Raw genomic sequence first — 13,037 nt, forward strand, 5'->3', positions numbered from 1 at the left:
ATTTTTAGCAACCACAGGGAAGATACAAGTCGTCCCGGGGATTGATTAGCATTACGGGAAGCTTATACTTATTGTTAATTATTTTCTTCTCTTTAAGGCCAAATAATAAATCGTCAATTGCAATTTCTTTAGTTGCCATAACAACCAACATTTCGCCTTTATTATAAAAAGCATAATCTACGGCATATTTATCAATATCACATTTAATATCCGGTTCGTTTTTTATTTCATATACAACACCAAGGTTGTCATAAAGTTTTTTTACCAAAGCCATATTGCTTCTAAGTGCTGCGGCAAAATATGAGTCATTATAATGTCGGGTTAGTATGGTAATCTTTGTGTTGTTTAATGTGCTGATATGTCCAGCCCAGGCAGATTTTTCTTTGGATTCTCGATTAAAATCAAGAGTTAAAATGATATTGTTAAAAAAACTTTTATTGTTAAGCTCATCATGGACTGTTATTATGGGAATGCGTAAATTGCGATAATCTGTTGAAATGTCTCCCGGTGTAAAATAATGATAGGGCTTTTTTTTCGCATTTATGCCGAATACAACAGCAATTGCGTTGATTTGCTCATAAATTTTATTAATAACTTTATCTACTTCCTCTTTAAAAAAATAAACATTTGTTTGAATATTATGGGTTTCAATAATATTCATTGCAATAATTGTAAGTTTTTTTCTTACAACCTCTTCGGATAGTTTTTCTCCGGAATAAAACTTTGAAATTTTTTTATTTATGGTATGAAACAGGCATATCTCGCACTTAAACAGGCCGGCAAGCTCCGTGGCACACAATAAGGCGTTATCTGTTGCTTTCGAAAAATCATAAGGGACCAATATTTGTTGTTTCTGCTTGTTTTCTTCCGTCATAATGAGACAAAAATAAGAAAATGATTTTTCTTTGTACAAAAAGAATTCATTATAAAATGAAACAGCCCCTTGCGGGGCTATTTCATGAATTACGGGACTTTGAGGTTTTGTAAAGGGTTGGTACAAAGACCTCAAATAATTTAGGGTTTAACAATATAATGACGTATGAACTTAACAAAGGGTTGCCTTATATTATTTTTTTTAAAAAGATTTAATAAAATCCACTATTAATTTAAATAATTCGTTATATTTTGTCAGCGGCAGCCCTTCCGCTTTATCTGTCGGAGTATGGTATTCTTTATATTCATTGCCAAGGGTGTAAATAAAAAAGCTTTTTACACCTTTTTTGTAAAAAAAATAATGGTCGCTATTGGCGGCTTCCCCTCTTTCACTTACGGTTTTCAGATATCCGTGCTGTTCGTTGATTGATTTCAGTCGTTCAAATTCTTTTTTTATAACGCTGCCATTCACAACCTTAATGCCATTGCTACCAGTACCAATCATGTCAAGATTTAACATAAACTTTATATTTGATAATGGAAATAATGGATTTTTTGTATAATACTCCGAACCTAGTAATCCGGCCTCTTCTCCGGTAAAAAACATAAAAGCAATAGAGTATTTTCCTATATGAGCTGTATCTGCAAAAAACCTGGCAAGGTCGAGCACCATAGCTGTACCGCTGGCATTATCGTTCGCCCCGGGGAAATATGTTTTGTTTCCCATCATTCCCAAATGGTCAAAATGTGCCCCAACAATAATAAATGTGTCCGGATAAACTTTTCCGGGAAAATAACCCACCACATTTTGAATAGAGTAAGTTTCCTCAAACTTAGCATGAACCTTAATCTCTGCTTTTTTTATTTTTTTAGGCAGCGCTTTGTTACTGATGTTTATTATGGCCTGATGGTTTTGTTTTTGTGCCCTCGAAACACGCCAAATATTTTTATTATAATTTATTCTCATAACTACTTCGGCCTCAAGAAGTTTTTCGCTGTCATTTTTTTCAAACCCGGTATCAATAATTATTAATTTTTCCTTAAACTCTTTATTGTAAAAATTCTGAACGGTTCTTTGAGAACATAAGGTTTTGTTATTAAGAAAAGAATAAGCAACATAAGATGTGTCAACATTTGGAGCGTCTGGATCAACAGTATAATCCACACCAGGCATTAAAAGCTTGTCGTTGATCTTTAATTCTAAATCTCCGGGCAGTGTATTTATTGAAATCGTAAAAGGTTGAAAATAATCATCCCCAAAATGTTGGGTATTTAATTTTTTTAATTGTCTGGCAATGTAGTCGGCGGCTTTTTTTTCCCCATCATTAACATAACCCCTGCCATACATATCCTGCATGCATAGTGTGTCAATTATGCTTCTTACATAAATTATATCCTGTGAATAAACACTTCGAAATGAAAAAATAAAAACACAGAAAATTAAAAAAAAATTTTTCATCTTATAAAAATTTTCTGATAACGAGTTCTTCCAGTTTTTGATAGGTTTCAGAACCCTCTTCCCACCCCAAATTTGTTTTTATTTCTTCCAGGTAAACAGTAGTATCTTCAATACTTGTAAAAGAATTAATAGTGTCAATAGTTTTGTTATATAGTTGTAAATCTCCTCTAAACAACTCGTTAATAAATAAAAATTTATCGTTAATCCCTATGGCGCTCTTTAAATTCTGAATGGAAACTTTTCCTATTTTTTCTGCCACAGTTTTGTCTGTTTTTTCAGAAAATAATTTCTCGTTTAACGATGGTGAAGATTCTTTGTATTTGTCTGCCAGTGTTTCTTTATCCGACATGGAAAACAAATCTTCGCCTTTTCTTTTATCGGTCTTTGTTTTTTTATTTACTTCGTGGCGATGTGAAATGTTGCCTCTTTCTGTTGAATAATTTTTTGAATCTTCAGAAATATCCTTATCCGGCAATACTTTTTTCTCTTGAATGATTATTTCTTGGATGTTTTTTTTGTTGCTATCTTGTTTTATAATAACATTTCCTGATTCAATCTCTGGTGATATTTTTTTTTCAAATTCTGTGGGTTTTTTGTTCAATTTATCCAGGTCAACATAACGGTCATATAAATTTCTGATGTTTGCCAAAACAATATCCAGTTCTATCTGTGGAATTTTTTTTTCGTGCTGGCATATTGTTGTGTGTTGCTCTGCAAGAGCTTCAAGAATCAGCCTTATTTCATCTTTAATAAGATTTTTAGTCATATTTTATTTTTTTAAACAGTTAATTTTAATTTTGTATCAATTATGAGGTATAAAATTATAAAAAGTTGAACAATCCGGTAATGTTTGGAGAAAAAAACAACGAAACACATAAAAAAGGATACATTGAGGTTATTTGTGGCTCTATGTTTTCGGGCAAAACCGAAGAATTAATACGTCGTCTTAAACGAGCCAAATACGCAAAACAAATTGTAGAAATTTTTAAACCGGAAATTGACACAAGATATGATATTGAGCGTATAGTATCTCATAATGACAATTCTATTAATTCTACTCCCGTCCAGTCATCATCTCAAATATTATTATTATCAACAGATGTTGATGTTGTGGGTATTGATGAGGCTCAGTTTTTTGACCACGAAATTGTCAATGTCTGCAACATACTTGCCGAAAGGGGTGTCCGGATTATTGTTGCCGGCCTTGATATGGATTACCTTGGTAAGCCTTTTGGGCCAATGCCTGCATTAATGGCTACGGCGGAATATGTAACAAAAGTTCATGCTATTTGTGTCAGGTGCGGCAATCTTGCCTATGTTTCACATCGGAAAATACAAAACGACAAGCTTGTCTTTCTTGGAGAAAGCGATACATACGAACCCCTCTGTAGGAGTTGTTACCTAAATGCTATTCAAGCAGAAAAATAAAACTAATTATTTTACAAAAATTGTTTTGGTGGATGTTTCGCCGGGTTTTAGGCGGATAACTCCTCTGCCCAACACAGAATCGTTGGAGCCGGTATTTACTTTATATACCACAACATCAAGAATCCCTTCGTATTTAAAAACATGTTCAAATTTACCGGTTATGTCAGTTTTTCCGTCAATCCTAACATCTTGATATTGGGGAGCAATAATGACATCGGCATAAGGAAGAGTAACCAGTGTGTCGTTAAGATACTTGGCATATATTATGGCCGTACAATCTGTGTTTTCTTTTTTACAGCCTAAAACCACAAAAAAAACAACGCTCACCGTTGCCAACACGAATAAAAGGCGTTTTCGGGTAAATATTTTCATGATTAATTATTTATTTTTTCTATTTTTGTATAGTAATTTATTTACGCAAATAAAAACATTTTGTTCTAAATAAAGGCAAATTTAATAAAAAAATTTTATGAAAAACATTATATTTTACATTTTTATAGCATTATTGTTATCAGCAAGCAGTTTCGGGCAATCAGAAACACAAAGTGAACCTAAATTTTTAATTAAAACAAATTTAGGGGACATTACTGTAAAGTTATATAATGAAACACCCCTGCACCGTGACAATTTTGTTAAGCTTGTCCGGGAAGGGTTTTACAATGGTTCCATTTTTCATCGTGTTATTAATTCTTTTATGATTCAGGGCGGCGGCGCAGCAAATGGAACTGAAGATGTGGGATATACGATACCTGCAGAAATTGTTCCTAAATATTTTCATAAAAAGGGAGCTCTTGCTGCGGCCCGTATGCCCGACCAGGTCAACCCGCAAAAAGCGTCATCGGGTTCACAGTTTTATATCGTTCAGGGAAAGATTTATACGGATGCAGAACTTGACATTTTTGGGCAACGTTTAAATAGAAAATTTACGGCACAGGAACGCGAAACATATAAAACAATTGGCGGAACCCCTCATCTTGATGGCAATTATACTGTTTTTGGCGAAGTCATTGAGGGCTTTGAAATAATTAACAAAATTGCCGAAGTGAAAACTAAGGCTGGCGACAAGCCCATTGAAGACATTCAAATGACCATTACTGAAATTAAGTAAGCGGTATTCTTGAGCTATTATCATTCATAATTTTTTAAAAATGAAAACCGACATAAGTCGTTATATTGTTGAAATTGAAAATTTTAGTACGTATTCACCTGATGAATTGGAAAAATTCAGAGTTCGTTTTCTGGGGAAAAATGGAATTGTAAATCATTTATTTGAAGAATTTAAAAAAACCCCAAAAGAAAAAAAGCAAACAACAGGCAAACTTCTTAATCTGTTAAAACAAAAGGCAAATGAAAAATATGCCCTTCTTAAGGAAACACAAAATAAGTCTGCAACACAAGAAGAAAATGATATAGACCTTTCTTTAAATTCGTTTTCTGGTAGTTTTGGTTCAAGACACCCCATGTCAATAATCCGAAATGAAATTATACAAATATTTTCCAGAATAGGCTTTACTATAGCCGAGGGGCCAGAAATTGAAGATGATTGGCATAATTTCACTGCATTAAATTTTGAAGAAGGGCACCCCGCCCGGGAAATGCAAGATACTTTTTTTATTGAACAAAATCCCGATATTGTTCTCCGAACACATACTTCTTCTGTGCAGGTTCGATTAATGCAAACCCAAAAACCTCCACTTCGTGCACTAATGCCTGGTCGAGTTTACCGAAATGAAGCTATTTCTGCCAGGGCTCATTGTTTTTTTCATCAAGTTGAAGGACTATATGTGGATAAAAAAGTTTCTTTTGCGGACCTTAAACAAACGTTACTGTATTTTTCTAAAGAAATGTTTGGTGCTGACACCAAAATTAGGTTGCGTCCGTCCTACTTTCCCTTCACCGAACCATCCGCAGAAATGGATATTTCATGCACCATCTGCAAGGGCTCCGGTTGTCAGATGTGTAAAAAAACGGGTTGGGTTGAAATTTTGGGCTGCGGCATGGTTGACCCTAACGTATTGGAAAATTGCGGGATAGATAGTGCTAAATATTCTGGTTATGCTTTTGGAATGGGCATCGAACGTATAACCAATTTAAAATATACCATTAAAGACCTGAGATTGTTTTCAGAAAATGATATTCGTTTTTTGAAGCAATTCGAAAGCAATCCTTGAAATAGTAAGTGGGCTGTTTTATTCCATATATTGCGGAACTTCAAAATAAAATGTCGTTCCTGTATTGATTTCCGACTCAAACCATACTGTTCCCTTAAAGTTTTCAATTATTCCCTTAACTATCGCAAGCCCCAGGCCCATGCCTTCGGATTTGGTGGAAAAATATGGTGTAAAAATTTTCTGCTTCATCTCGTCAGATATTCCTTCCCCATTATCTTCTACAGACACCCTTACCCTACCCTCAAATAATTTAACATAAATTTCAATTTTCCCTTTTTCTTTATTGCCGATAGCCTGAAATGCATTTACCAGAAGGTTGTTCATCACACGCATCATTTGTCTTTTATCAACAAGCACAAAAACCTTTTTCTCATCCTTCTCATCGAAAAATATATTGATTTTCATATTATAATCGAACATGGATATTGAATCTTTGATTAATTTAATGATATCTACTTTTTCGTTATGAGGCTGGGGCATCTGGGCAAAATATGAAAATTCAGATGCAATAACAGACAGATTTTCAATTTGTTCAACAATGTTCTTGGTGAAGCGTTCCATTTTGTTGTCTAAATCGGGAGCTTTTTCTTTCCAGGCCTTTTCCAAATATTGAACACTAAGTTTCATCGGAGTAAGCGGGTTCTTAATTTCATGGGCTACCTGCATAGCCATAACTCTCCAGGCACCCTCTCTTTCTGAACGTGAGAGCATTTCTGCGCTTTTTTCTAATTCGTCTATCATCCTGTTATATTCTGTAACAAGGGATCCGATTTCATCATGTCCTGACCAGTAAATCTTTTCATTTTTACCTATTAGCTTCAAATGACTTATTTTGTCCCTTATCACATTTAATGGCCTTGTGATCCTTTCTGCTATTATTAAAGCAAGCAAAACAGAAATTGCAATGAGAAACACATAAATATTAATAAATGCCATCAAAAATGATGAAAGTTCTTTTTTTAATTCGTTTTCTTTTGCAAAATATGGTAAATTAATAAAGTATAATAGTTTGTTATCTCGGTTGTAATAAGGCATGTAGGCAGAATAATATTCCAGCTTGCCAATATTTTCCTTCTGAATAAAAAGCGTTTTCTTTTCTGAAGTAAGTTGAAAAAATGCAGTTGTATTCATTTTTCTGGAAATCAGTCCTTCTTCATAAACCTGTGGTCTTGACGAAGCAATTAGGGTCCCATTGGTATCAAAAAGATTAATATCTGTAAAAAACACATTAGAAAACTTAACAAGGGCATTAGAAATAAATAAAAGTTGCTCTTCGGACATGATACCATCAGGAATCTTGTGTTGAAGTTCTATTAATATGGACATGGTTTTTTCGCTCAGTAAATCCATATTTTTTTGCTCATTTAGATTTCTAATAAAATAATATGTAGAAAGTCCAATTACTATAAAAGAAATCATAATAATTGAAATTATGGATATCTGAAGTCTTTTTTTAAAGTTTATCTGAACAAGGTCTTTTCTAAAGGGGATATTTAGAATCAGAAAACAGAAAAATAAAATAAGGCTGAAAATTGTAAAAAGAATTGAAAACGGGGCTAAAGAGTCAGTGATGCTGCCATTTTTTTTACTAATTATTAAAACTGCTGCCGGGTCTGTTTGATAACACAGATGATTATAACCGTTTTTGTCGTACGTAAAAATTCCGTTTTTAAAATCTTTATTTTCAATTTTTAACTTAGTTGTATAATAATGTTTCCCATATGCATCAACTAAATTGTTATTATAATAACGTGCATAAGAATAGTCAGACAAATCGGCATTAATAAAGTGTTTTTTATCAATCAACAATTCCGGATATCCCAAGCCTTTAAGAATAAATTTTGAAGTAAGTTCAACAAAAACATGAATATCTGAAGTGTCTTTTCTAAATCGAAATTCTGATAAATAATGATTCCCGCTTGTACCATAATTCAGTAAAAATAAATTATCACAGGTAGATGTTTTTCCGTAACGGGTTTTTAACTCATTAAAAAAATCAATACAATTTGTTTTATTTAGTGCAGTTTCAACCATCAGGCTGTCGTTTTTACTACACATAGTTATCTGTATTTTATATTTACTCCAATAACCAGAAAAATATTTTTTTAAAATATAATCTTTCGATTGTGTTTCGCTTTCGGGATATTTTTTAATATAACTTTTTAAATTTTTATCTGTTGTTATATTTTTTATAACGTCTTTAAACATATTTTCCGCCAAAATATCTTCGCCCGAAGATAATTTCATGGCAAAAACTTTTCTTTTTTCCAGCTCTTTCCTTGTGTTACTATTTGATACAATATAGGTAGCGGTGCCGGAAAAAAGTATGAGATAAAACAGTATTTCATAATAATTTAAGTTCTTTTTTAGTATTTGTCTGATAAGCATAAATACAAGATAATAAACTGCAAAAACACTTAAAATCAATATTTTATATTGCCATGTTTCGGGAATTGCTGTGGCAAGAAGAATACTGGTAACAGTCAAAATGCCGGCGAAAACATAATAATTAAGCCCTATTTTTTGAATAATTCTTAACATTTGAACCGTCAACAATACACAGGAAAGAGCTATAAATGAAATTAATAGTAATCCTATCAAACTAAAGCCATTTAGAGAAAATATCTGATTTAAATTAAACGAAATGGTTGAGTCAACAACCATTTTATTTATTAGGCCAAAAGATTTCATAAAAATCAAACCTGAAAAAGCGATGAGCAAAACAACAATAAAGCTTCCGGGGATTTTTTTTATAATTATTTTTTGAGGCAGTAAATATGATTTTTTATATATTATATAAGAGGCGATAAGAAACAAACAAACATTTAAAATCAAATCGCCAAAAGAAGGTAAAAGCTCAGAAGAAGCATAATATACTGGGCTAAAAATTTTTGTTTGATAAAGGTCGTGTGGTACTTTAAAATAAAACAATATACCTCGGAAAATAAACATGTCCAACACAAATCCCAAATAATAATATTTTTCATAAACCGGGAAAAAAAGCGACACTTGCTTGTGTAAATAATATAAAATAAAAATTACAAAAACAAAAACAAGAAAATAAAACAAGAAAATAAATATTTCCTGATTTTCTGTTAATTGATTGTCTCCATCCATAACCAGTGAAAACATTACTCGGCCTTCTTTGTTTTTTACTATGAAGGCATTCTTAATACTATCTGATAAGTCAATTCTTTGATTGTTGTTAATTAGATCGGGGTTAATTTCATTCAGCAAATAATCATTTTCATATTTATATTCCGATTTAACAAGAATGGCAGCAATACAAACTTTTTGCTTTGTTTTTAAGGTTTTTAAAACATACCAACCATTTTCAACCCTGACAAGATTTTTGTTTTCAAAAAATTCTTCATTATAAGTTAATGGAATTGGAAAATAGTTGTCGGACCAAAAAATCAAACTATCCTTCTTATATACATAATAAGAAATATCTTTTTCTCTGGTTTTTGGTAATTCTTTTTTAAAGGCATCAAAATCATTCTGAAATGTATTTTGGTTAATAGCTATTAATTTGTTTAAGTATTTCTCGGCAATTTCTTCTTTTTTGTGTAGTTGTTTTTCAAATTTTTTCAAATTTTTTTCCTGGCTATTATTTCCTAAATAAAAATCGTTCTTTATTAATGAAACAATTAACAAACACAGAATAACAGATAAAGACAGAAAAATAAAATTTTTATTCATTATATTATTTTATTTGTCATAATCCATAAAAAACGGCTTAATTTAATGCGATATAGAAATGTTTTGAAACAAAATCATGTTCTAATACTATAATTGGTTTATATACTCCTATATGTCTTCTATTTCGCTTGTTTTTTTAAAAACAAAAATTAAGCTAGAATATTCATTTCTATTTTTCTTTGCCCACATATTTGATTTCAATCCATTTATTAAAGCATTAAAAATATTTTTTTTACCATTTTTATATTTTTCGCTTAACAGACTAATATAATATGCGTCAAATTTTAAAGGATAAATATCAATGATTTTAAAATTATGTTTTTGAAATAACCCAATCAATGATTTTTTAGAAAAATGATATAAATGTCTGGGTAAATCAAATCCTGCCCAATATTTTTGATATTTACAGGCATCATAACAATTAATATTGGGGACTGCAATAACGGCTATTCCATTATACTTTAATAAATTATACAATTGTTGAACTCTTTCATTAATATTGTGCACATGTTCAATTACATGCCACATTGTGATAACGTCAAAGGTTCCTTTTTCAATGACATCAAGCTTGGTTTCTGAAAATACATCTATTTTGTATTGTTTAATTGCATGGCTACGAGAGGCATCGTCTGGTTCTATTCCAAGAACAGTCCATTTTAATTTTTTAAAATAATTCAAAAATTCACCTGTAGCGCATCCAATATCCAGAATAGCTCCGCTTTGAACATATTTGTTTATCAGTTTGTATTTTGTCTTATGATTGAGTTTTCTTGCAAAATGATAAAGTTTGTTTGTAATACCTTTTTTAATATTGCTGTGCGATATGTATTCTTTTGTCTTATAATATTTTATTATTTCGTTCTTATCCGGCCTTGGGGTTACAAAAAGAAATTCACAATTGTCACATTTGATAATTGTATAATTTTCATGTGTATAAAAGTAATCTTTGCTTTTTAAATACTCTGAAAAAGATGTATTTCCACAAATTTCGCAACTTTTTATTATTTCCATTTTTCTTGTTTCACGTGAAACACTAATGACCAAGATATAAAATTAACACATTTATATCTGCGGGAGAAACACCGCTTATTCTTGATGCCTGTCCTATGTTTTGGGGTTTTTGTTTGTTCAGCTTTTCTCTTGCTTCGGCTGATAATGAAATCAAACTATTATAATCAAAAATTTTTTTCAGCGATATTTCTTCAAATTTTAATATTTTATTTGCTATCTCTTTTTCTTTTTTAATATATGACTCATATTTTACAATAATTTCTACTTCTTCCAAAATGTCTTTTTCTTTAATTTTTTTTTCATTAATAAATTCCGCAAACTTTTTACAATAATTAATTAAAAAATTAATATTTACCTGAGACCTTAATAAAAGATTAATAAGCTTTATTTTTTGAGATATGTCTGGCGATTTTATTTTTTTTAAATATATATTTATTTCTTCTGGTGCTATGGATTCGTTTTTAATGAAATCATATAATACATTAATTTTTTTCTCTTTATCCTTAAAAATATTAAGCCTATTGTGGTTGATTAACCCAAGCTCATAGCCATAGTTTGTTAGACGAATATCTGCATTCCCCTGTCTTAATAGTATCCTATACTCGGCCCTTGAGGTAAACATCCTATACGGCTCATCTATGGTTTTCGTAACAAGGTCGTCTATCAATACTCCAATGTATGATTCGCTTCTTTTTAAAATAAATTCATTTTTGTTGTGTAATTTATTATGAGCGTTAATGCCGGCCATCAGCCCTTGCGCTGCAGCTTCTTCATAACCGGTAGTACCATTTACTTGACCCGCAAAATACAGATTATTAATTTTTTTTGATTCGAGTGTTGCCGTTATCTGGTCAGGAGGAAAATAATCATATTCTATTGCATATCCAGGTCTGAAAATTTTTACTTTTTCAAAGCCTTCAATTTTTTTTAAAGCATTTAATTGAATTTCTTCAGGAAGAGAAGAAGAAAATCCGTTTAGATAATATTCGATAGTATTCCAACCTTCCGGCTCAAGAAAAAGCTGGTGTCTGTTTTTGTCTGAAAAACGAACAATTTTATCTTCAATGGATGGACAATACCTTGGTCCGCGCCCTTTGATAATTCCTTTAAACAATGGTGATTTATCAAATCCTGTTTGTAGAATACGATGGGCTTCGTCGTTTGTATATGCCAAAAAACAGCTTTTTTGTTTTTTTAAAAATTTGGTATTTGTAAAAGAAAATTTTCCCGGCTCTTCGTCTCCTCTTTGCTCTTCAAGTTTGTTAAAATTAACCGTTCTTCCGTCAATTCTAACCGGTGTTCCCGTTTTAAGCCTATTAGAAATAATTCCATATTTGTGAAGGGAATCGGATAATTTATCTGCTGAATTTTCCCCTATTCTTCCGCCATATAATTGTTTTTCTCCGACATGAATTATTCCTTTTAAAAAAGTTCCTGAAGTTAAAATTACTGCTCTTGAAAAAATTTTTAACCCTAATTTTGTTATAATTCCGCAAACTGAATTATTTTTAATTATTATATCAACAGCTTCGTCTTGCCTGAAATCTAAATTTTTTGTTTTTTCGAGAGTTTCTCTCCATTTTTCCGAAAAAAGCATTCTATCACATTGAGCTCTTGGGCTCCACATTGCCGAGCCTTTAGAACGGTTTAGCATTCTAAATTGTATCATTGACAAGTCTGTTACTATTCCCATTTTTCCGCCAAGGGCGTCTATTTCTCTCACAATTTGACCTTTTGCCACACCGCCAACAGATGGATTGCATGACATTTGGGCAATTAAATTCATGTTCATAGTAATCAACAACACAGAAGACCCCAAATTGGCTGAAGCTGAGGCCGCTTCACAACCTGCATGCCCGGCACCAACCACTATTATATCATATTGTTTGACAGACATTTTTTATTGTTTCACGTGGAACGGCCATATTTGTTTGATTTACAGATTTTTATATAATTCAAATACATTTTTATGTATTCTTCTTCTTTTTTGGTCATAATTTTTTTTGATTCCAGAGTTTTGTCTTTATAGCCCGCCAAATGCAATATTCCATGCGCCATAACACGAATTAATTCTGTTTGTGGTTCTTCTAAATATTTATTTGCATTTTCTTTTATTCTTTCATAACTGATAAATATATCTGCGCTAAAATATCCTTCTTCCGAATAATCAAAAGCAATTACATCTGTAAGAGTATTTTTTCTTAAAAATTTTTTATTAATGTTCAACAAATATTTATCATCACAAAAAATAAAATTTAATTCTCCGTTTTTATAAACAACATTTTCATTTTTTAATATGTTGTGTATCCAAACGCGAACACATTTTTTGTTTTTTAAAATATTGTCTTTGATGCCAATAGAAAAAAAATTAATAGCGAAAACAGGCATGCTGT

General features: G+C 31.5%; 11 protein-coding genes. 3 read left to right on the forward strand and 8 right to left on the reverse strand.

Going from position 1 to position 13,037, the window contains the following annotated elements; all coding sequences use genetic code 11:
• Positions 1–4: 4 nt before the first annotated feature.
• The 3 genes from M0R16_05780 to M0R16_05790 form a co-directional block, all read right to left on the reverse strand.
• Positions 5–874, reverse strand: a complete 870-nt coding sequence (locus M0R16_05780; protein ID MCK9612395.1) for a universal stress protein — start codon at positions 872–874, stop codon at positions 5–7.
• Between the two features lie 201 nt (positions 875–1,075).
• A complete protein-coding gene (locus M0R16_05785; protein ID MCK9612396.1) occupies positions 1,076–2,332 on the reverse strand; it encodes a M28 family peptidase in 1,257 nt (418 codons plus the stop codon).
• A 1-nt stretch (position 2,333) separates the two neighbouring features.
• Positions 2,334–3,098, reverse strand: coding sequence for a hypothetical protein (locus M0R16_05790; protein ID MCK9612397.1), 765 nt, complete (start codon positions 3,096–3,098; stop codon positions 2,334–2,336).
• A gap of 80 nt (positions 3,099–3,178) precedes the next feature.
• Between M0R16_05790 and M0R16_05795 the strand changes: the two genes are divergently transcribed.
• On the forward strand, positions 3,179–3,760 hold the full coding sequence (locus M0R16_05795) for a thymidine kinase (GenBank protein MCK9612398.1): 582 nt from the start codon (positions 3,179–3,181) through the stop codon (positions 3,758–3,760).
• 6 nt (positions 3,761–3,766) lie between these two features.
• On the opposite strand, the gene M0R16_05800 is transcribed toward M0R16_05795, so the two are convergent.
• A complete protein-coding gene (locus tag M0R16_05800; protein ID MCK9612399.1) occupies positions 3,767–4,132 on the reverse strand; it encodes a hypothetical protein in 366 nt (121 codons plus the stop codon).
• A gap of 97 nt (positions 4,133–4,229) precedes the next feature.
• Here M0R16_05800 and M0R16_05805 point away from each other — a divergent pair, with 97 nt between their 5' ends.
• Both M0R16_05805 and pheS read left to right on the forward strand, forming a co-directional pair.
• Positions 4,230–4,868 (forward strand): peptidylprolyl isomerase, encoded by a 639-nt coding sequence (locus M0R16_05805; GenBank protein ID MCK9612400.1) that lies wholly within the window; start codon positions 4,230–4,232, stop codon positions 4,866–4,868.
• Positions 4,869–4,908: 40 nt separating this feature from the next.
• Positions 4,909–5,931, forward strand: coding sequence for a phenylalanine--tRNA ligase subunit alpha (gene pheS / locus M0R16_05810; protein ID MCK9612401.1), 1,023 nt, complete (start codon positions 4,909–4,911; stop codon positions 5,929–5,931).
• Between the two features lie 18 nt (positions 5,932–5,949).
• On the opposite strand, the gene M0R16_05815 is transcribed toward pheS, so the two are convergent.
• From M0R16_05815 to ybeY, 4 genes are all read right to left on the reverse strand, one after another.
• On the reverse strand, positions 5,950–9,525 hold the full coding sequence (locus tag M0R16_05815) for a HAMP domain-containing histidine kinase (GenBank protein ID MCK9612402.1): 3,576 nt from the start codon (positions 9,523–9,525) through the stop codon (positions 5,950–5,952).
• A gap of 216 nt (positions 9,526–9,741) precedes the next feature.
• Positions 9,742–10,644 carry a class I SAM-dependent methyltransferase gene (locus M0R16_05820; GenBank protein MCK9612403.1) on the reverse strand — a complete coding sequence of 301 codons (903 nt, stop codon included), beginning with the start codon at positions 10,642–10,644 and terminating at the stop codon, positions 9,742–9,744.
• Positions 10,645–10,666: 22 nt separating this feature from the next.
• Positions 10,667–12,541, reverse strand: coding sequence for a tRNA uridine-5-carboxymethylaminomethyl(34) synthesis enzyme MnmG (gene mnmG / locus M0R16_05825; protein MCK9612404.1), 1,875 nt, complete (start codon positions 12,539–12,541; stop codon positions 10,667–10,669).
• An 11-nt stretch (positions 12,542–12,552) separates the two neighbouring features.
• On the reverse strand, positions 12,553–13,032 hold the full coding sequence (gene ybeY, locus M0R16_05830) for an rRNA maturation RNase YbeY (protein MCK9612405.1): 480 nt from the start codon (positions 13,030–13,032) through the stop codon (positions 12,553–12,555).
• Positions 13,033–13,037: the final 5 nt, after the last annotated feature.

It is taken from the genome of Bacteroidales bacterium, assembly GCA_023228145.1.
Classification (GTDB): domain Bacteria; phylum Bacteroidota; class Bacteroidia; order Bacteroidales; family CAIWKO01; genus CAIWKO01.

Coding starts and splice junctions, on each gene's coding strand:
- M0R16_05780 (MCK9612395.1), bottom strand. CDS start 874: ATGACGGAAGAAAACAAGCAGAAACAACAAATATTGGTCCCTTATGAT.
- M0R16_05785 (MCK9612396.1), bottom strand. CDS start 2,332: ATGAAAAATTTTTTTTTAATTTTCTGTGTTTTTATTTTTTCATTTCGA.
- M0R16_05790 (MCK9612397.1), bottom strand. CDS start 3,098: ATGACTAAAAATCTTATTAAAGATGAAATAAGGCTGATTCTTGAAGCT.
- M0R16_05795 (MCK9612398.1), top strand. CDS start 3,179: ATGTTTGGAGAAAAAAACAACGAAACACATAAAAAAGGATACATTGAG.
- M0R16_05800 (MCK9612399.1), bottom strand. CDS start 4,132: ATGAAAATATTTACCCGAAAACGCCTTTTATTCGTGTTGGCAACGGTG.
- M0R16_05805 (MCK9612400.1), top strand. CDS start 4,230: ATGAAAAACATTATATTTTACATTTTTATAGCATTATTGTTATCAGCA.
- pheS (MCK9612401.1), top strand. CDS start 4,909: ATGAAAACCGACATAAGTCGTTATATTGTTGAAATTGAAAATTTTAGT.
- M0R16_05820 (MCK9612403.1), bottom strand. CDS start 10,644: ATGGAAATAATAAAAAGTTGCGAAATTTGTGGAAATACATCTTTTTCA.
- mnmG (MCK9612404.1), bottom strand. CDS start 12,541: ATGTCTGTCAAACAATATGATATAATAGTGGTTGGTGCCGGGCATGCA.
- ybeY (MCK9612405.1), bottom strand. CDS start 13,032: ATGCCTGTTTTCGCTATTAATTTTTTTTCTATTGGCATCAAAGACAAT.